The 19,960-nt window shown below is 59.9% G+C and carries 17 protein-coding genes and 1 pseudogene; 10 read left to right on the top strand and 8 right to left on the bottom strand.

Annotation, left to right across the window (positions count from 1 at the left end; translation table 11 throughout):
- Positions 1 to 4 precede the first annotated feature (4 nt).
- Both IM313_RS08510 and IM313_RS08505 read left to right on the top strand, forming a co-directional pair.
- Positions 5 to 1,093 (top strand): cellulase family glycosylhydrolase, encoded by a 1,089-nt coding sequence (locus tag IM313_RS08510; RefSeq protein ID WP_192971553.1) that lies wholly within the window; start codon positions 5 to 7, stop codon positions 1,091 to 1,093.
- A gap of 45 nt (positions 1,094 to 1,138) precedes the next feature.
- Positions 1,139 to 2,533, top strand: a complete 1,395-nt coding sequence (locus IM313_RS08505) for an MFS transporter (RefSeq protein ID WP_226837458.1) — start codon at positions 1,139 to 1,141, stop codon at positions 2,531 to 2,533.
- A 36-nt stretch (positions 2,534 to 2,569) separates the two neighbouring features.
- Here the strand turns inward: IM313_RS08505 and IM313_RS22540 are convergent, their stop codons facing one another.
- The 5 genes from IM313_RS22540 to IM313_RS08480 form a co-directional block, all read right to left on the bottom strand.
- On the bottom strand, positions 2,570 to 3,811 hold the full coding sequence (locus IM313_RS22540; protein ID WP_048999283.1) for a hypothetical protein: 1,242 nt from the start codon (positions 3,809 to 3,811) through the stop codon (positions 2,570 to 2,572).
- Between the two features lie 125 nt (positions 3,812 to 3,936).
- Entirely contained in the window at positions 3,937 to 4,758 is an 822-nt protein-coding gene (locus IM313_RS08495; protein WP_048999284.1) for an alpha/beta fold hydrolase, read from the bottom strand.
- Between the two features lie 30 nt (positions 4,759 to 4,788).
- Complete coding sequence (locus tag IM313_RS08490; RefSeq protein WP_192971554.1) at positions 4,789 to 6,408, bottom strand: MFS transporter; 1,620 nt, start codon at positions 6,406 to 6,408, stop codon at positions 4,789 to 4,791.
- The gene (locus IM313_RS08485; RefSeq protein WP_049138623.1) at positions 6,405 to 6,812 is read right to left on the bottom strand and encodes a DoxX family protein; all 408 of its coding nucleotides are present in this window, start codon (positions 6,810 to 6,812) and stop codon (positions 6,405 to 6,407) included. The genes IM313_RS08490 and IM313_RS08485 overlap by 4 nt, the downstream gene beginning before the upstream one ends.
- Positions 6,812 to 8,683, bottom strand: coding sequence for an amidohydrolase (locus tag IM313_RS08480; RefSeq protein WP_126300262.1), 1,872 nt, complete (start codon positions 8,681 to 8,683; stop codon positions 6,812 to 6,814). The genes IM313_RS08485 and IM313_RS08480 overlap by 1 nt, the downstream gene beginning before the upstream one ends.
- Positions 8,684 to 8,902: 219 nt before the next feature.
- Between IM313_RS08480 and IM313_RS08475 the strand changes: the two genes are divergently transcribed.
- From IM313_RS08475 to IM313_RS08455, 5 genes are all read left to right on the top strand, one after another.
- A complete protein-coding gene (locus IM313_RS08475) occupies positions 8,903 to 9,589 on the top strand; it encodes a hydrolase (protein WP_023331928.1) in 687 nt (228 codons plus the stop codon).
- 61 nt (positions 9,590 to 9,650) lie between these two features.
- A complete protein-coding gene (locus tag IM313_RS08470) occupies positions 9,651 to 9,872 on the top strand; it encodes a DUF1427 family protein (RefSeq protein ID WP_028015362.1) in 222 nt (73 codons plus the stop codon).
- Positions 9,869 to 10,129 (top strand): XapX domain-containing protein, encoded by a 261-nt coding sequence (locus tag IM313_RS08465; protein WP_028015363.1) that lies wholly within the window; start codon positions 9,869 to 9,871, stop codon positions 10,127 to 10,129. Before IM313_RS08470 ends, IM313_RS08465 begins: the two co-directional genes overlap by 4 nt.
- A gap of 23 nt (positions 10,130 to 10,152) precedes the next feature.
- Positions 10,153 to 10,533, top strand: coding sequence for a response regulator transcription factor (locus IM313_RS08460; RefSeq protein WP_028015364.1), 381 nt, complete (start codon positions 10,153 to 10,155; stop codon positions 10,531 to 10,533).
- Positions 10,534 to 10,542: 9 nt separating this feature from the next.
- On the top strand, positions 10,543 to 16,125 hold the full coding sequence (locus IM313_RS08455; RefSeq protein WP_192971555.1) for an ATP-binding sensor histidine kinase: 5,583 nt from the start codon (positions 10,543 to 10,545) through the stop codon (positions 16,123 to 16,125).
- A gap of 3 nt (positions 16,126 to 16,128) precedes the next feature.
- Here IM313_RS08455 and IM313_RS08450 read toward each other — a convergent pair whose 3' ends face one another.
- Positions 16,129 to 16,746 (bottom strand): response regulator transcription factor, encoded by a 618-nt coding sequence (locus IM313_RS08450; RefSeq protein WP_063942937.1) that lies wholly within the window; start codon positions 16,744 to 16,746, stop codon positions 16,129 to 16,131.
- 179 nt (positions 16,747 to 16,925) lie between these two features.
- Positions 16,926 to 17,312: a VOC family protein gene (locus IM313_RS08445; protein WP_192971556.1), complete on the bottom strand. Its 387-nt coding sequence runs from the start codon at positions 17,310 to 17,312 to the stop codon at positions 16,926 to 16,928.
- A gap of 85 nt (positions 17,313 to 17,397) precedes the next feature.
- On the opposite strand from IM313_RS08445, the pseudogene IM313_RS08440 reads away from it, so the two are divergent.
- Both IM313_RS08440 and IM313_RS08435 read left to right on the top strand, forming a co-directional pair.
- A pseudogene (locus IM313_RS08440) lies at positions 17,398 to 18,003 on the top strand (ATP-dependent Clp protease proteolytic subunit); the annotation flags it as partial.
- Between the two features lie 135 nt (positions 18,004 to 18,138).
- Entirely contained in the window at positions 18,139 to 19,260 is a 1,122-nt protein-coding gene (locus tag IM313_RS08435) for a cupin domain-containing protein (protein ID WP_192971557.1), read from the top strand.
- 38 nt (positions 19,261 to 19,298) lie between these two features.
- On the opposite strand, the gene IM313_RS08430 is transcribed toward IM313_RS08435, so the two are convergent.
- A complete protein-coding gene (locus tag IM313_RS08430) occupies positions 19,299 to 19,487 on the bottom strand; it encodes a hypothetical protein (RefSeq protein ID WP_047363975.1) in 189 nt (62 codons plus the stop codon).
- Positions 19,488 to 19,710: 223 nt separating this feature from the next.
- Here IM313_RS08430 and IM313_RS08425 point away from each other — a divergent pair, with 223 nt between their 5' ends.
- On the top strand, positions 19,711 to 19,944 hold the full coding sequence (locus IM313_RS08425; protein WP_028015371.1) for a DUF2171 domain-containing protein: 234 nt from the start codon (positions 19,711 to 19,713) through the stop codon (positions 19,942 to 19,944).
- The last annotated feature ends 16 nt before the right edge of the window (positions 19,945 to 19,960 follow it).

The following is a 19,960-nucleotide window of genomic DNA, read 5'->3' as shown; positions in this document are numbered from 1 at the left end:
CGTAATGAAAGAGCAGTGGAGCAGGGAGCAGGCAAAGGCGTGGTATGAGCAAAAAGGCTGGCTGTGCGGGTTTAACTATCTGCCGTCGACGGCGGTGAACTGGACCGATATCTGGCAGGCAGAGACCTTCGACGCCGCAACCATTGACCGCGAGCTGGGCTGGGCGGCGGAGGCGGGCTATAACACCCTGCGCATTAATCTGCCGTTTATCGTCTGGGAGCATGACCGCGACGGGCTGATGACGCGAATCGACCGCTTTTTGACGATTGCCGACGGTCACGGGTTCAGCACCATGCTGACCCTGATGGACGACTGCGGCTTCTCCGGGGACGAGCCGTACCTTGGCCCGCAAAAGCCGCCCGTGCCGGGCAAGCACAACAGCCAGGCGGCGGCGAGCCCCGGTCGCGATAAGGTGTGCGATCCCGACTGCTGGGCAGACATTGAACGCTATATCCGCGACGTTGTGCGCCAGTTCCGCGACGACAGGCGCGTGTTGCTTTGGGATCTGTATAACGAGCCGGGCAACCGCGGCATTTTCGCGACCGGCACGCAGGAGGTGCAGTACGACGCGAAGCTGGAGACCTGCGCCCACGCGCTGATGAAGCTGGCGTTCCAGTGGGTGCGTGAAGAAGACCCGACCCAGCCGCTCACCGTCTGCGCGTGGCGCGTCCCGCCGGAAGAGGAGGGCGAGACGTTCTTCCAGCACCCGCTGGACCAGACCGCGCTGGCGCTCTCGGACGTGGTGAGCTTCCACGCCTACACCCACACGGGGCGCATGACGGCGATGATTCAGCAGCTGCAAAAGCTCGGTCGCCCGCTGTTCTGCACCGAATGGCTGGCGCGCCACGTGGGCAGCACGATTGAAGAGCAGCTTCCGCTGATGTACATGGCGAAGGTTGCGCCGTATCAGTGGGGGCTGGTGCGCGGCAAAACCCAGACGTGGCTGCCGTGGCCGGTGGTGATGAAAGAGTCCACGGACTACTGTCGCCTCTGGTTCCACGACGTGTTTGAGGAGAACGGCATTCCGTTCTCACGCGCTGAAATTACGCTGATGCAGAAGCTGCGCAAAATCGCCCCGAATCCGCAGGGCTAATAATAACGACCCGGCGCGCTGTCGCCGGGCAAACAGGTACGCACTATGGCAACGACAATGAAAATACCGTCTCGCGAGTTGTGGTCTTATTTTGGCTATGGTTTAGGTCAGTGTTTTAGCTTTGGTTTAGTGGGTTCGTTTATTAACTATTTTTACACCGACGTGCTGGGGATCTCGGCGCTGGCGGCGAGCACCATCTTCCTGATTGCCCGCGCGTGGGACGCGGTTCACGATCCGCTGTTTGCCAGCATAATGGACACCATTAACAGCCGGTTCGGCAAGTTTCGCCACTTTTTGCTGATTGCGCCTTTGCTGATCACCGGCGTCACGCTGCTGTCGTTCTATAAAATCGAAGCGGACATGACCACCAAAATCCTCTACGCCGGGGTGACGTATATCCTGTGGGGGACGCTGTACGCCATCTCCGATATCCCGTTCTGGTCGATGTCGTCGGTGATGACCAACGACTCCGCCCAGCGCACCCGCGCGGTGACGGCGGCGATGCTCGGGGTGAACGCCGGGATTGCCTGCGCCAATATCTTCTTCCCGAAGCTGGCGGCGTTCTTCGCCCAGTACAGCAACGATAAAGGCTACTTTATGGCGGCGCTGGTGATGATGCTGGTGGGCCTGCCGCTGATGCTTAACGGCTTTATGCAGATCAAAGAGCGGGTGCCGCCGAGCCCGGAAAAGGTGACCATCCGCGACACCTTCCACAACCTGCGCCAGAACAAGCCGCTGTTTATCGTCCTGCTATCGTTCTTTTTCTGCGTGTTCCACAACGTAGCGGGCGGGCTGTATATCTACTTCTTTATCAACAACCTGGGTGACGGCAGCATGCAGATGGCGATTGGCGTGATGGGCATTGTGGCGGCGGTGCTGTGCCTGGTCGCCCCGATGCTGACGCGCCGGATGCAGAAGCGGAAGCTGTTTATGATCCTCTGCGGGCTGGACGTGGCGGTGCGCGTGGTGATGTGGTTTGTCGGCTATCAACAGGTGACGATGCTGTTTATTCTGCTCGGCCTGAGCACGCTGTTCGTGATGATGACCAACATCCTCACCTCGTCGATGATTGCCGACACCATCGAGTACGCGGAGTACCACACTAACAAGCGCTGCGCGGCGATCACCTTCTCCGGGCAGACCTTTACCGGCAAGATGTCGGTGGCGGTGGGCGGCGGGCTTATTGGCGTGTTCCTGACGATGATCGGCTACGTGCCGCAGGCGCAGATCCAGAGCGAAGGCGTACTGTCGGGGCTGTTCTTTGGGATTTGCCTGCTGCCGGCGATTGGGTCGCTGATCCGCATGGGCTTTATGTCGCGCTTTACCTTTACCGAGGAGAAGCATGCGGAGGTTTGTCGGTTGCTGGCGGAGCGCGAGCACGGCGTTGTGCAACGCGGTGAGCCTGGGCAGAAGCATGAGCCTCCGCTTACTGTGAATTGATTAAGTAGCGCCCGCGCTGCGGGCGTTTCTTAAAAGCTACTTGATATCATGAAGCAACTTTAATAAAAGGCTATCACCGTTAGATTTAATTTTCTGAAAATAAACAGGCTCAGCTATAGGCGAATCCCATTGGTGTATCTCATCCTTCTTAAACGGGATACATTTCATAGCGGTGTTTTTTAACCTTTTTATGCGAAGGTCATATTCGTCAAAGTTGTCTGGCGTAGTTTTCAGGCTCAGCGATCTGGCATGATTGATTTGCGTAGGGCAAATAAGCTGAATGTTTCCAAGCGAGAAAATGTTTACGCCGGTGATAAAGAATCTCGAAGGGATATCTTTATAGTAACGTGTGTTCCATGTTAAACCATCAAACATCGCTGGCGGGTGAGTGTGAGTATCTATGTAATATTGATGTGTGCGCCAGTCGCTAATGCCGGAAAGGTTCATGGTCATGTTAATGATCATATTGGGGGTGGGGCGGAAAATCATTGTCAGGACAAGCATGCTGAGAGGAATAATAATTAGTGTATAAGTGATTATTTGCAATAAACTTTTATTTTTCTTTTCGTTTATCAGGATCATTCCTGGGAAAATACCCACAATAATCATCGCGACCGAGAGTGCAAGGAAAATGATAACCTGTAAGAACGTATTACTTCCTTCGCTAAAATCTAGTTGACCCGCGATAAAAATGAGCGGGAAGATTTGTGTAAATGCAGGGGCAATCAATAACAGAGGCAGCCAGTTTCTGACGGCGTTTTTCTGCAAATATTTTACATCACGCGTATCATCAACATCCTTATATGACTGAACGTTGAACATAAGCCAGTAGGATAAGCAATACGATGCGGCCAGTATTATGGCTATCGCTAAGGCAAGAACGATAAAACCATTTATATCAAGAAAAAATTGTAAGCAGAACGCTCCGATAAGCACAACGCACATCACAACGCTATTACCAAAACAGATTGAGGTAAAGCTATGTGTCAAACCTTCGTATTTAACAAACTCTTTCTCATGTGCGGTGTAAATTAAGTAAGCAAGGACAGATGAGATAAAAATGACAAGGCTGAAACCAAGTAGTGAGACAAGGGTAAACCCAAATATTATTCCTACTGCGCTACTCACGCTCAACGCATCATATAAAATATCAAGCCGGTCAATATTCGCAAGATAGAACCATATAACGCTAAATGTACAGGCTGTGACAAATGAAGAGGATGTTAAAATAGCGATGATAAACTTTCGGGTTAGCCGCTTAAGAAACTGGATATTCATCTTATGTAGTCTCCCTTTGAAATGAAGGAATACTAGTCACAAGGGAGAGGGAGTTCTACGCTCAAATTTAGTATGCCGGGAAGTGCATATTCAGGCTGACGCCTGCTGGCGTCAGCCCCGGGACCTTACAGCGACTTCACAAACGCCAGCAGATCTTCGTTGAGCTGATCCTGGTGGGTCAGCGCGAAGCCGTGCGGCGCGTTGTCGTACACCTTCAGCGTGGCGTTTTTGATCATCTCCGCCGCCAGCTTGCCGGTGCTTTCAAACGGCACGATCTGGTCGTTGCTGCCGTGGATCACCAGCGTCGGCACGTCGATTTTCGCCATATCCGGGCGGAAGTCGGTTTCGCCAAACGCGGTCACGCAGTCGATGGTGCCCTTCAGGGATGCCAGCAGGGCGATGTTCAGCGTCTGGGTCAGGGCACCGGCAGAGACGGTCTGCCCGGCGTTGGTGCCGTAGAACGGCGTCGCGAAGTCGCTGATGAACTGGGCGCGATCTTTACGCAGTCCGTCGCGAATGCCGTCGAACACGCTCTGATCCACACCCTGCGGGAAGGAGTCGGATTTACCGAAGATCGGCGTGACCGCGCCCAGCAGCGCCAGACCGGCCACGCGCGAACTGCCGTAGTTGTTGATGTAGCGGGACACGTCGCCGCCGCCCATGGAGAAGCCCACCAGCGTCACGTCCTGGAGGTCCAGGGTGGTGATCAGGTCGTTAATGTCGGACGCAAAGGTATCGTAGTCGTAGCCGTTCCACGGCTGATCCGAGCGGCCAAAGCCGCGACGGTCAAAGGCGATGGCGCGGAAGCCGCGTTCGGCCAGGTAGTTCAGCTGGCTGTCCCACATGTCGCCGTCCAGCGGCCAGCCGTGGCTGAAGAGAACCGGTTTGCCCGCGCCGCAGTCTTTGTAGTAAATCTGCGTGCCGTCTTTTGCCTTAAACGTTGCCATAGTGTGTTCCTGTACAGGTGATGGTTATGGTTATACCGGCGCGACCAGATAGCGAATTGCCGGTGATGTTGTGCCCTGATGAAAAGCCAGAACGCGGCTCTGCAGCAGGAGGTCATTCATGGTGTGGCGTTCCTGCTGGCGCAAATGCTCGATCCAGGAGCCCATCAGGAAGGTCTCGATAAACAGACCGGGGCGCTCAATATCCTCGTACACCGCCCAGCTCATCGCGCCGGCGCGGCGTCGCACCCGGCGCAGCTCGTGTACCGCCTCCAGGAAGGCTTTCGCGTTCTGCGGGTCGATGATGTACTCGTGCGACACCAGCACCGGGCCGCGCTCGTTCGGCAGCTCAATCTCCACGCCGTCCAGCGGCTGGCCGCTCAGGTCGAGGTTTAAATCAGGATCTTTCTCCAGCTTCCAGCGGAACACCGTTGCGCTTGCCAGCACCATCCCCAGCGTGGCGACAACCAGCGAGGTCGGGGTGCCAAACTGCGAGGCGATCTGCCCCCAGATGGCGCTGCCCGTGGTCATCGAACCGAAGAACACCGTCAGGTAGACCGCCAGCGCGCGGGCCTTCACCCAGCGGGCGGCGCTGCGCTGCGCGCCGAGGTTGAGGGTGGAGAGCACCGCAATCCACGCGAAGCCGGTGAAGAACTCAAACAGGTTCAGCAGCCAGACGTGGCGCACGAACGCCAGCGCCAGCATGGTGAGGGCAAAAACCAGGCTCGCGGCCACCATCAGCCGATCGGCGTTTAGCCGCTGGCGCAGGCGCGGCAGCAGGATCGCCCCGGCAATCGCCCCCAGGCCAATGCACGCCAGCATCACGCCGTAGCCCGCCGGGCCCAAGCCCAGCTCGCGGCGCGCCACCAGCGGCAGCAGCGCCCAGCCCGCGCTGCCGAAAACGAAGAAGGCCACGGTGCGCACCAGCACGTTGCGCAGCACCGGCGCGGCGTGCACGTAGCGAATGCCGGAGCGCACCGCGGAGAAGAAGTGTTCCGGCGGCAGGCGCTGCACGGACGGGGCCGGACGCCAGCGCCACAGCACCCACGCCACGCCCACCACGGACAGCGCGTTCAGGGCAAACACCATCCACGGCCCGGCGAGCGAAAGCAGAAAACCGCCCAGCGCGGGACCAATCGCCCGGCTGATGTTCACCCCGAGCGAGTTCAGCGCCACGGCGGCACCCAGCTCCGGCTTGCTCACCAGATCGGGCACCACGGCCTGGAACGGCGGCGAGCTCATCGCCGCGCCCACGCTCAGCAGGAACGTCGCCACCAGCAGAACGGTAGGGGTGACGTGTCCGGTGAAGGAGAGCACCGTCAGCCCGGCGGCGGCGATGAACACCCACAGCTGGGAGAAGAGCAGGTATTTACGCCGGTCAACGATGTCCGCCATTACCCCGGACGGCAGGGCGAAGAGGAACATCGGCAGGCTGCTGGCGGCCTGCACCAGCGCGATATCCAGCGGGTCGGCGCTGAGCGTGAGCATGCTCCAGTTGATGCCGACGTCGCTCATCCATGAGCCGACGTTAGAGACCACCGTGGCGATCCACAGCATGCGGAACACCGGCTGGCTCAGCGGCTGCCAGGGCGAAACCGCCCGCGTGGGCGTCGTCTCAACGTGTGCGTCGCGAACGTCGTTAACCTGGGTCATGCGAACCCCTCCGTCGCCTTACGCTGCAGCCGCCACTGGCCCGGCCCGGTGAGGGCGAGAGTGGTGAAGATAATCAGCAGCAGCCAGCCAAACTGCCCTTCGGCAATCGACCAGTCCGGGTGTACCGCCAGCATCGCCACCAGCAGCACGGCGATAATCGGCAGGCACGCCAGGCGGGTGTAGACGCCCGCAATGATCAACAGCGGGCAGATGACTTCGGCGACGATCGCCGGGATCAGGCTCGCGTAAGGCCCGAAGCCAAACGGATCTTCAATGCGCGTCAGCTCTTCGCTGAAGTGCAGCACCTTCGGCAGGCCGTGCACGTAGAGCAGCAGCAGGCTGCCGGTGAGGCGCAGGAAGAACAGCCCCAGGTCGACCCGAGGAGGCATAGTAGTGTTTTTCATCAGAATGCAAAGCAGCTGCAGCCCAGCGCCCCCCAGAAAGCGTTATCGTCGGACACCGGCATCTCTGACGTGCGGGCGAAATCATGCTGGTGGCTGTGAACCCCGCACGGGCCGCTGCAGTGGTGAGCCACACTCAAGCCGACGCGTGCGGCCTGCGGCGGCGCGCTGCGGTAGTGGCCCGGCACTTTCACCACCGGGGACCACTCGGGCAGAACCGGAATGGCGGGCGGCGCGAGCGGGCCAAAGCTGCCTGCGGCGTAGACGATGTCGCCGTTGACCACCGTCAGGACGGACTCGATGCCCTTGATCTCCTCTTCCGGCACGCGGAAGTAGTCTTTGCTCAGCACTGCCAGGTCGGCGAGCTGGCCAACTTTAATCTGTCCCTTCTGGTTCTGCTCGCTGGAGAACCACGCGCTGCCCTGGGTCCAGAGCATCAGGGCGGTATCGCGGTCCAGACGGGCGCTGTGGTCGTACATCTGCATCCCGCCGACGGTGCGGCCGGAGACCAGCCAGTAGAGCGCGGTCCACGGGTTGTAGCTCGCCACGCGGGTGGCGTCCGTCCCTAAGCCCACCGGTACGCCGGTCTCGAGCATTTTTGCCACCGGCGGCGTGTGGCGGGTAGCTTCGATGCCATAGCGCTCGGCAAAGTACTCCCCCTGGAAGGCCATGCGGTGCTGGACGGCAATGCCGCCGCCCAGCGCTTTGATGCGATCGATATTCGCCTGGGTAACGGTTTCCGCATGGTCGAAGAACCAGTGCAGGCCGTTGAACGGAATGTCGCGGTTCACCTTCTCGAACACGTCCAGCATGCGGCTGATGGATTCGTTGTAGGTGGCGTGCAGGCGGAACGGCCAGCGGTGCTCCACCAGATGGCGCACCACGCGCTCCAGCTCGTCCTCCATGCCCGGCGCGAGGTCCGGGCGCGGCTCGAGGAAGTCTTCAAAATCGGCGGCGGAGAAGACCAGCATCTCGCCCGCGCCGTTGTGGCGGAAGAAGTCGCTGCCCTGGCCCGGCGTGAGCATGTCGGTCCATTTTTCAAAGTCTTCCAGCTCGTGGCCCGGACGCTGGGTAAACAGGTTGTAAGCGATGCGGATGGTCATCTGCTTTTTCTCGTGCAGCTCGGCAATCACCTCGTAATCTTCCGGGTAGTTCTGGAAGCCGCCGCCCGCGTCGATGGCGCTGGTCAGCCCCAGACGGTTCAGCTCGCGCATGAACTGGCGCGTGGAGTTGACCTGCTGCTCCAGCGGCAGCTTCGGCCCTTTCGCCAGCGTGGCGTAGAGGATCATGGCGTTCGGACGGGCAATCAGCATTCCGGTCGGGTTGCCGTTGGCGTCGCGCTGGATCTCGCCGCCCGGCGGGTTCGGCGTCTCTTTGGTGTAGCCGACCACCTTCAGCGCGGCGCGGTTGAGCAGGGCGCGGTCGTACAGGTGCAGGATGAAGACCGGGGTGTCCGGCGCGGCGTCGTTGATCTCGTCCAGCGTCGGCATGCGGCGCTCGGCAAACTGGAACTCGCTCCAGCCGCCCACCACGCGCACCCACTGGGGCGACGGCGTGCGCAGGGCCTGCTCTTTCAGCATCCGCAGGGCATCAGCCAGGGACGGTACGCCTTCCCAGCGCAGCTCGAGGTTGTAGTTCAGCCCGCCGCGAATGAGGTGCAGGTGCGAGTCGTTCAGGCCGGGGATCGCGGTGTGGCCTTTCAAATCCACCACCTTAGTGCCGTCGCAGTGGTGCTGCATCACCTCGGCGACGGTACCCACTTCCAGAAATTTTCCATCGCGCACGGCAACGGCTTCCGCGACAGGATTCTCGCGATCGACGGTGTGAAACTGGCCGTTAACCAGAATAAGATCGGCTTTACCGAGGGTAACCATAACTGCTCCTGACTGAGAGGGGGAATGGTCAGGATTATGGGAACCGGTTTCGGCAAAGATCCAGTTATACAATAGGATAGGTATACCAAAGTATAACTATACCTAAGGTTAACTATACGAAGAGATAATTACGCGCGGCGACGGAAAACCGCAGGATGAGGGTGACTTTATCGTCGCGGCGCTCGCGGCGATTTCTACCCTTAACCACTGGAAAATGCTATGACCTCTTCAAAGCTCGAAGTGTTAACCCCTGCGAACTGTCAGATCATCTTTATCGATCACCAGCCACAGATGGCGTTTGGCGTGCAGTCTATTGACCGCCAGGTGCTGAAAAACAACACCGTGGCGTTGGCAAAAGCGGCCAAAGTGTTCAACATCCCGACCATCATCACCACCGTAGAGACCGAAAGCTTCTCCGGTAACACCTATCCGGAGCTGCTGGACGTGTTCCCGGGCCAGGACATTCTGGAGCGTACCTCCATGAACTCCTGGGACGACCAGAAAGTGCGTGACGCGCTGAAGGCCAACGGCAAGAAGAAGGTGGTGGTTGCCGGCCTGTGGACCGAAGTGTGCAACAACAGCTTTGCCCTGTGCGCGATGCTGGAAGGCGACTACGAAATTTATATGGTGGCGGACGCGTCCGGCGGCACCTCCAAAGAAGCCCACGACTTCGCGATGCAGCGCATGATCCAGGCAGGCGTGATCCCGGTGACCTGGCAGCAGGTGATGCTGGAGTGGCAGCGCGACTGGGCGCGTAAAGAGACCTACACCGCGGTGATGGATATCGTGCGCGAACACTCCGGCGCGTACGGCATGGGCGTGGATTACGCCTACACCATGGTGCACAAAGCACCGTCTCGCCAGAAGAGCGAGCACCGCACCTTAGCGCCGGTCCCGGCTCGCTAAGTTCCGCTGGCGGGCTGGTCCCTCATCCGGCTCGCCGCTGCCTCTTTCTCTGGAGTTCACAATGAGTACTGGGCTGATATCCCTTGCCGCAGGCGTGTTGATTGGCCTGATGTATGCCGTGCTGAAGGTGCGCTCCCCCGCGCCGCCCGCGCTGGCGCTGATTGGCCTGCTGGGGATGCTGGCGGGTGAACAGGCGACGCGCCATCTGTTATCCCGCGACGGCGCGCCGCCTCCTCAGGTAACGGTTCCGCAGGTGAAATCGCAGACGGGAGCGACGTCATGAGAGCATGGATAATTTCGCTGGTGTGCGGCGTGGTTGCTGGGGTAATTTACGCCCTGCTCGACGTTCATTCCCCGGCACCGCCGGTTGTCGCCCTGCTTGGCCTGTTTGGCATGCTGGTGGGTGAACAGCTCATCCCGGTGGGACGGCGTTTACTGAGTCGCGAACCGTTTACCCTCGCCTGGTTTCGTCACGAATGCGTGCCGAAAATCAGCGGCACGGCGCCCCCCGCGCCCGCGAAGGACGATCGCGACGTTTAATGATTTTTTTGAGGAAAGACAGCATGACGCTGCCGTGGCGCATTGCCATCATTGATGACGAACGTTCCGTCCGCAGCGGGCTGAGTAATCTCCTGGAGTCGGAAGGGTATGCCGCCGATACGTTTGATTCGGCAGAGGTGTTTCTGAGCCATCCGCTCGCCCTGTCCGGCGCGGCGCTGGTGATCGCCGATATCAAGCTGCGGGGCATGAGCGGCCTGGAGCTGTTTGACAAGCTGCGGCTGCTGGCCGTCCCCCCGCCGCCCGTGATCTTTATCTCCGGTCATGCTGATGAAAATATGCAGCGGTACGCTCTTAGCCTGGGCGCCGCTGCATTTTTGCGTAAACCCATTAACATCGATATTCTGCTGGATCATATACAGCGGGAGCTGGCCCGCCGACGATAAGGATCGCGGATGAACGAACACGAGCAGCCTGCATTCTGGCCCGCCCAGGGGAATCTTCACCAGGGGCGGGTTTTTGTCCTTAAAGAGGATGTGATTTTTACCGTGCTGGCGCAGGAGGGCGGTATCGCCTGGATGCACGCGCGCCATCCCCATTCCGGCGGCTCGTTCATCATTGCCACCGCGGTGAGCGACGAAGAGGAAGAGCGGGCCACGCGGCTGCTAAAAAATGAATTTGCGCTGCGTGACGTGCTGCAGGACAGCTGGGCCATCCGTGCCGTAGCCTCCACCCAGTACCGGGGACGTTTCGCGCTGGTGTATGCGCCGTTTGCGTTTGAGCTGCTGGCGCGGCGCGCGGGCAGGGCGATCTCGGGGATCTCGCGCTTTATTGAGATGGCGATCCAGATCTGCGTTCCCCTGCGCCAGATGCACCTGCAAAACCTGATCCACGGCGATATCAAGCCCGGCGCGATTTTTGTTCATCACGATGCCACCTGCCGTCTGGGCAGCTTTGGCCTCTCCTGTAGCCTCTCCGGGGCCTTCTCCCAGACCCGGCTTGCCGTTTCAGGCGGTACGCCCGCGTATATGTCGCCGGAGCACACCACCCGCACCCGGCGTCCCGTTGACGGCCGCAGCGATCTCTACAGCCTCGGCATGGTGCTGTATGAACTCCTGACCGGACGCCTGCCGTTTGAGTTGGGGGAGGACGATCAAACCAACTGGGCGCACTACCATATTGCCTCGGAGCCGCTGGCCCCGGACGTGATTCGCCCGGACGTGCCGGGAATGCTGTCGACCATCATCCTCAAGCTGCTGGAGAAGCACCCCGATAACCGCTACCAGACGGTCGACGGGCTGATTGCCGACCTCCGCCGCTGCCAGGCGACGCTGACCTGCGAGGGCGAGATCGTCGCCTTTACGCCCGGCCAGCAGGACCGCACTCCCGCGATCCATCTGGCGGACTCCCTGTTCGCGACGCATCCGCAGGCGAATGACGTCATTGCCGCGTTTGAGCGGGTGGGCCAGAATCTGGTGCCGGAGCTGGTGACGATCGGCGGGCCGTCGGGGATTGGCAAATCGTCCATCATCGCGACGGCGCTCAAAACGCTGCAGCAGCGTCAGGTTTTGCTGGCGGTGGGGAAAGTCGATCAGTTCTCGCCGTCTTTGCCCTACGGCGTATTAAGCTCCGCGTTCCGCACCCTGACGCTGCACCTGCTGGGGCTGCCCGCGGAAGATGTAGCGAAGTGGAAAATCCGCCTGTCGCGCGCCCTGGAGGGGTACGAAGCGCTGGCCGTCAGCCTGGTGCCCGAGCTGGGGCTGCTCCTTGAGAGCAAGCCGCGCTACTCGGCGGATACCTTTTCCATTGATGCCCGGGCGCGCTTCAGCCATATGGTGCTGGCGCTGGTAAAAACCTTTGCTTCTCAGGGCTGCCCGCTGGTGCTGGTGCTCGACGATCTCCAGTGGAGTGACGCGGCCAGCCTGCATACGCTGAAACATCTGCTGGTGACCTGCGGCGCTATCCCGCTGCTGCTGGTGGTCGCCCACCGCGATATCGGTTCGTTGTCTGAACCGACGCTGCAACAGCAGCTGGCGAGCCTGCCGGAGGCGGCGCAAAACGCGACTGAAATTGTCCCGCAGGCGCTGTCCGTGAAGGCGGTGGCGCGCTGGCTGGCGACGATATTTCGTGCCCGCAGCGCGGCGACGACCGACCTCGCCACGCTGATCCACGAGAAAACCGGGGGCAACCCGCTCTTTGTGCACGAGTTTTTCCGCCGCATCGTGGATGACGGGCTGGTGGTGCACAACAAATATCAGGATAAGTGGCACTACGATCTGCAGGCGATCCGCGCCCGGCACTACACCGAAAACGTCGTTACCCTGGTGCTGGAGCAGCTCGAAGAGCTGCCCGACGAGACGCGCCGCCTGCTGGGCAGCCTCGCCTGCCTCGGCGGCACGGGCGAGATGGAGATGATCTGCCGGGTGGTCAGCATGTCGATGGCGGAAATGCGCTATGCGCTGCATCCGGCGGTGATGGCCCAGCTCATTGTGCTGACGGAAAAAGAGTACGCCTTCACCCACGACCGGGTGCAGGAGGCGGCCTTTGCGATGCTGGATCAGCATGAGAAAAGCCATCTTCACCTGACCACCGCCAGCCTGCTGGCCGATGCCGCGCGTCAGGCCGCGGGGAACGAACTGCTGTTTCGCGCCGTTCACCACGTCACGGCTGCGCTGGACTGCATCCAGCCCGCGCCGCAGCGCCAGATGTTCCGCGAGCTGAGCCTGCTGGCCGCACGACGGGCAAAGCGTTCGGGGGATTATCCATCGGCGCTCAGCTATATCCAGACCGCCAGAGCGCTGGGCAACGCCGGAACGGTGTCAGACTTTATGCTTGATATCGAAGAGGCGGGCTGCGAGTTTGCTCTGGGGCACCTGGAGCGCACCCGCGAGCTGTGTGACGCCATCCTCGGCTGCCCCGGCGGGCTGACCGAAAAGGCGCTGGCGGCCAACCTGCTGGTGGAAGTGTACATTCGCCAGTCGGACAGCCGTCTGGCGCTGGAGGCGGCGCTCTGCTGGCTGGGGATTTTTGGTATTCAGATTGGCCGCCACCCGGAAGACGCCGACTGCGACGAGGCCTGGGAACGCTTCTGCAACCGCACGGCCGACGCGCCGCAAAACCTTTTTGCCCAGCTGTCGCGAATGGATAACCCGGAAACCGAAGCGGTGATGAACCTGCTCTACAGCGCCAGCATTTGCGCCAGTTTCATCTGCCCGCGCCTGCATTTTTTGCTGCTCTGCCGCATGATGCACCTCACCCTCGACCACGGCATCACTGGCGCCTCCACCACGGCGATGGCCTGGTTTGGCGTGCTGATTGGCCAGCGCTACGCCGAGTACCGCCTCGGGTTCCAGTACGGCACCCTGGCCCGCGAGCTGGTGAACCGCCACGGCTACGACGCGTTCGAAGCCAAAACCCTGCTGCCCCTCGACCAGCTCAGCGTCTGGACCCAGCCGCTGTCATTCACCATCGAGTGCGCAAAAGCCTGCTTCACCGCCGCCGTTACCCACGGCGATATGACGGTGGCCTGCTTTGCGGCCTGCCATCAGGTCATTAACTTCCTCTCACGGGGCGATCACCTGGACGGGGTATTGACCAGCATCGATCGCGGCCTGGCGTTTGTACGTAAAACCCACTTCCAGGACGTAGAGACCATATTGATGCTCCAGCGCACCTTCGTGGAGTTTTTGCGCACGCCGACGATCGGCACCTGGACCGCGTCGCAGGCGCTGCCCGAGGCGCTGCTTCCCGCGTCGCCGGAGCAGGCCCCGGAGCAGACCTCCACCATGCTGTTCTGGTACTGGCTCTACCGTGGCATGGCGCACTTTACCTGCGGCGAGTATACCGACGCGCAGGCGGATCTTGAGATGGCGGGCTGGTACGCGTGGTCTGCGCCGGGGCACATCCATCTGCTGGATTACCATCTCTACAGCGCGCTGGCGCTCTCACGTCAGCTGACGCCGGAGACGTTTTCGGCGAATCACCGCCGCAGCATTCACGCACACTACGACAAAATCGCCCTCTGGGCGCGCATTAATCCCGGCACGTTCGCGGATAAAGAGGCGCTGATCTACGCCGAAATTGTCCGTCTGGACGGGATGAACAGCATTGCGCTTGAGCAGTATGAGAAGGCGGTCCGGCTCTCCCGCGAGGGTGGCTTTAACCCGATTAACGCCCTGGCCCACGAGCTGGCGGGCCGCTTTGCGCTGGCCTGCGGCTACCCGACCGCATCAGACGCGCACTTCCGCGGCTCGATTGCCGCCTGGGGCCGCGCGGGCGCGCAGGCCAAGGTGCGCCAGCTGGAGCAGGATTTCCCGCACCTGCTGGCCTCCGGGCAGGCCAGCGCCTACGACACGGTGGCGTTTGCCCAGAACGAGACGATCCGCGATCTGCAGAGCGTGATCAAGGCTTCCCGCGCGCTGTCGGAAGAGATCAATCTTGAGCGCCTGATTGAAAACCTGATGACCATCCTGCTCGAACGCGCCGGGGCGCAGCGCGGCCTGCTGCTTCGCGTGAGCGATAACCTGATCCCGGAGATCGAGGCCAGCGCCTGGACCAGCACCGACGGCGTGCGGGTGCGGATCCTGAAAGACGTGCCGATGGCGACCGACATGCCGCTGTCGGTGCTGGCTGCGGTGATCCGCACCGGGCAGGAGATCCGCACCGGCAAGCCGGAGGAGTTTCATCCCTTCAGCCAGGACCCTTATCTGGTGACCTCGGGGGCGGCGGTGATGTGCGTCCCGATGTTCAAACAGGCGCGGCTGGTGGGCGTGCTCTACCTGGAAAACCGCCTGATGCCGGAGGTCTTCACCGCCGAGCAATCGCGCGTGGTCAGCCTGCTGGGCGCGCAGGCAGCGGTATCCCTGGAAACGGCGCGGCTCTACGCCGAGCTGCTGGCGGAGAACATTCAGCGCCGCCGGGTGGAAAAAGAGCTGCGCGCCAGCCAGACCTCGCTGATGCTGGGCGAGCAGATCAGCCACACCGGCAGCTGGCGCTGGGAGCTGGAGCAGGATCTGATGTTTGTCTCGGAAGAGTACGCCCGCATTCTCGGCCTGCCCGACCAGCAAAAGATGATCTCCATGGCGGAGTTTTTAACCTTCGTCCACGAGGACGATTACGCCCGCATCAGCGCCATCGTCACCCAGAGCGTGCGCGACGGGCTCTCCATGCGTGCGGAGTTTCGTATTAAGCGCACCGACGGCTCAACGCGCTACATCCTCGGAATTGGCGATCCGGTGGGGGTGGGCAGCGAGGTGAACGAGTACTACGGCATCATTACGGATATCACCAGCCAGCGCGCCGCGGAGGATGCCATGCGGGTGGCGCAGGCGGATCTGGCGCGCGTTTCCCGCGCCACCACCGTCGGGCAGCTGACCTCCTCAATCGCCCACGAGATCAACCAGCCGCTGATGTCCATCGTCTCGAATGCCGGGGCGAGCCTGCGCTGGCTCAGCCGCGAGCCCGCCCGCCTGGATAAAGTGCGCGAAGGGCTGGAGGAGATCGCCGCGGAAGGCGCGCGTGCGGGGGAGATCATTCGCAGCATCCAGTCCCTGACGCGCAAGCAGGATCCCACCTTCTCGCGCATCGATATGCACTACCTGATCCACCATATCATCACGCTTTCGCGCAGCGAGCTGGAGCAGAGACACATTAGCGTTGATTATCTGTTGAACGCCAGCGACAGCTTTATCACCGGGGACAGCGTGCAGATCCAGCAGGTGCTGCTGAATCTGGTGATGAATGCGGTAGAAGCGATGGCCGAGGTGAGGGATCGCGCCACCACCATCATCCTCAGCACCGCCAACGCGGAAGGGAAAGTGATCGTTGAGATCGCCGATACCGGGAGCGGCATTGAGCCCGAACGGCTGGAGCAGATTTTTGACTCGTTCTACTCCACCAAGCCGCAGGGGATGGGGATGGGGCTGACCATCAGCGCCAGTATCATCGAGCGCCACTGCGGAAAGCTGAGCGCGCGCCGCCGGGAGCCGCACGGCACGGTGTTTACCTTCGCGCTGCCGCTGGCCGCGCAGGAAGGGTAAACGTTACTCCGCAGGCTGGCTTTTGGTCAGGCGCTCAACGGCCCTGACCAGCTCGGCCACGGAGCGCACCTGCATTTTCTCCATCACGCGGCGGCGGTGCACCTTCACCGTGATCTCGCTGACGCCCAGCTCGGCGGCAATCTGCTTGTTGAGCTTGCCGGTGATGGCAAGCTCAAGCACCTCGTGCTCGCGCGGCGTGAGGGACAAATGGCGCTGCTTCAGGGCGTAGTGCTCTTTATTGCGCACGGCGTTGTTTTCCGCCAGCTGCAGCGCGGACGCAATGGCGTCGATAAGCGCGGCGGATTCAACGGGCTTGGTGAGAAATTCGTACGCGCCGCCTTTGATGGCGCGCACCGACATCGGGATAGTGCCGTGGCCGGTGAGAAAAATAATCGGGATCTCGCGCCCGCTGTCTTTGAGCGCGTCCGCCACCTCGAAGCCAGAGATGGCGGGCATCTGCATGTCGAGGATCACGCACGACGGCAGATCCTCAAACCGGTGTTGAAGAAACGTTTCTGCTGATGAAAAGCCGATGGCATTTAAGTCTGCCGATTCCAGCAGCCCGATTACGGACTGCCTGACCGCGTCATCGTCATCAACCACATACACAATGTGTTCCATTCACCGCCCCGGTGCTGATTTAAATGTCGAGGATGCAAACAGTCTCAACGGTGGCGTAAGAGACTGTTTATGCTGACTTTCATCTTAACACATTAAATATCATTATCATTTAACAATATGATAACCATATGAAGTATAGCGAGCCGGGGCGGGGGCGGTGAAGGAATGAAACGCTGTTTTTATGCACCGACAAGCTCAATGCGGTTGCCGTCCGGGTCCGCGATTACCGCTTCATAAAAGCCGTCCCCGGTCATGCGCGGGGCGCTGAGCAGCGTGCCGTTTGCCTGCGCCCGCTCGGCCATGCTGTCCACCTTTGCCTTGCTGCCGACGTTAATGGCGATATGCGCCCAGCCGATAAACTCCGGGTGCGACGGGGCGTCGGGCAGGTCCGGCAGCGTCATCAGCTCGAGGGTCGGCCCGCCATCCAGGGTAATAAAATGGGATTCAAACCCCGGACGGTTTTTGCTGACGTATCGTTCGTTACTGCGGCCATTAAACACCGTTTCCCAGAACTGAACCTGGGCCTCAAGACTGCGGGTCCAGAGTGCGACATGTGCAATATTCATAAGATCCCTCGTTATTTGTCTGTGAGGACTTTCACCGATAAAACAGGCTACACTCTGGTTTTGAGCGCGACAAGCTGAGGAAACAACAATGCACTACACACTGAAAGAAAGCGACAAGGACAAAGCGGAAGGGTCAAGCGGCGCGGGCGCTCTGCAGCAAAAACTGCTGGAGTCTCGTTCGATTGTCATCTCCGGCGAGATCAACCAGGAGCTGGCGCAGAAGGTCATTACCCAGATGATCCTGCTGCAAAGCGTCAGCAACGATCCGATCAAGCTGTACATCAACAGCCAGGGCGGCCACGTGGAAGCGGGTGACACCATTCACGACTTCATCAAGTTCATCCGCCCGGAAGTGCACGTCATCGGCACCGGCTGGGTGGCGAGCGCCGGGATCACCATCTTCCTGGCAGCGAAAAAAGAGCACCGCTACTCGCTGCCGAATACCCGCTTTATGATCCACCAGCCGCTGGGCGGCGTGCGCGGTCAGGCGACGGATATTGAGATCGAAGCGCGCGAGATCATCCGCATGCTGGATCGCGTCAACAAGCTGATCGCTGATGCCACCGGCCAGCCGCTGGAAAAAGTGAAAAAAGACACCGACCGCAACTACTGGATGTCTCCGGCAGAAGCGCTGGACTACGGCATCGTGGGCAAACTGATTACCCATTACGACGAGCTGAACCTGGATTAAGTTTTACCGCCGTGTACATGTCGGGTAGCGGCTTCGCCTTACCCGACCTACGCGCGCTCGTTTGACCCATGACAAGTTCCCCCTCTGCCTTCTTGCCTATAATCGCGCCTGTTTCCCCTCTCACTGGTGCTACCCATGGCGTATCAATTGAACCTGAACTGGCCGGAATTTCTTGAGAAATACTGGCAAAAACAACCCGTAGTGCTGAAAAATGCCTTCCCGAAATTTGTCGACCCGATTACCCCGGACGAGCTGGCAGGCCTGGCGATGGAGCCGGAAGTCGATAGCCGTCTGGTGAGCCACGCTAACGGCAAATGGCAGGCCAGCAATGGTCCGTTTGAGCACTTTGACGGTCTGGGCGAAACCGGCTGGTCGCTGCTGGCGCAGGCGGTGAACCACTGGCATATGCCCGCCGCAGAGCTGGTGCGTCCGTTCCGCGTCCTGCCGGACTGGCGTCTGGACGATCTGATGATCTCCTTCTCCGTGCCGGGCGGCGGCGTGGGTCCGCATATCGATCAGTACGACGTGTTTATCATTCAGGGGATGGGCAGCCGCCGCTGGCGCGTGGGCGACAAGCTGCCGATGCGTCAGTTCTGCCCGCATCCGGCGCTGCTGCACGTGGATCCGTTTGAGCCGATCATCGACGAAGATCTTGAGCCGGGCGATATCCTCTATATTCCGCCTGGATTCCCGCATGACGGCTTCACCCATGAAACCGCGCTGAACTACTCCGTCGGCTTCCGCGGGCCGAACGGCCGCGATCTGATCAGCAGCTTTGCCGACTACGCGCTGGAAAACGATCTGGGCGGCGAGCACTACAGCGATCCGGATCTGACCTGCCGCGAGCACCCGGGCCGCGTGGAGCAGTACGAGCTCGATCGTATCCGTCAGATGATGATCGACATGATTAGCAAGCCGGACGATTTCACGAAATGGTTTGGCAGCTTCGTCTCCACGCCGCGCCACGAGCTGGATATCGCCGCCGCCGAGCCGCCGTATTCGGCAGACGAGGTGCTGGACGCGCTGCAGGGCGGCGAAACGCTGTCGCGCCTGAGCGGCCTGCGCGTGCTGAACGTTAACGGCAGCTTCTTCATCAACAGTGAACAGCTGGAGACGGTAGACGCGAAGGGCGCGGATGCGCTGTGCCGCTACACCGAGCTCGGCCAGGCCGAGCTGGGCGATGCGCTGAAAAACCCGGCGTTTGTTGACGAACTCACCGAGCTGATTAACCAGGGCTACTGGTACTTCGACGAGTAACAGGGGGCGGCGTTTAGTCAGCCTAAACGCCGCTACGTTCAAACCAGCATATTACACGCCTTCCAGTAGTTCAAAAGCCGCTCGTCGTCGCGTTCTTTCTCCGCTTTGATTTTCATCGCCTGGGCGAGATTCTCTCGCGATACCTCATGGCCTTTTTGCACGATGTCCAGGACCGCTTCACCAAGAGCCAGCGAAATTTCTGCCCGATTATTGTTGCGAATCGTCATAAATACCTCCTCGTTGGTTGCGATAATTTAATTATGATCGGGAAATAATCAGTCGGAAATAATTCATCTCATTCTTATTTTTTTTTCATTTCGGCTTTAAATAGACATCATATTCCATTCTGTCAATGATGTTTCAAAATGCTAATAAGCCTTTTAAGCCTGAATTTATGCGCTACAGTTATTTTTCGTGCAACAGGCAAATAACCGAAACAGGAGAATGATTATGGTAGATAAAAGCGCAATTAAGGATCACACTCAGGTTGTCGCCAGCTGCGGAACGCACGTCGGGGTTGTGGACCATTTAGACGGCGAGCGTATCAAGCTTGCTAAGAGTGACCCTGAATCAGGCGGCAAGCACCACTTTATTCCTCTCGGCTGGGTCGATAAGGTCGAAGATAATAAAGTTATCCTGACCAAAAACCATAAAGAGGTTTTTGCTGAGTGGCAGGAAGCATAAATATATTTCTCGTAAA

It is taken from the genome of Enterobacter cloacae complex sp. P2B (assembly GCF_014895985.1).
Taxonomy (GTDB): domain Bacteria; phylum Pseudomonadota; class Gammaproteobacteria; order Enterobacterales; family Enterobacteriaceae; genus Enterobacter; species Enterobacter bugandensis.
Note: the sequence above shows the minus strand (reverse complement) of the source record. Positions and strands in the feature narration are given on the sequence as shown.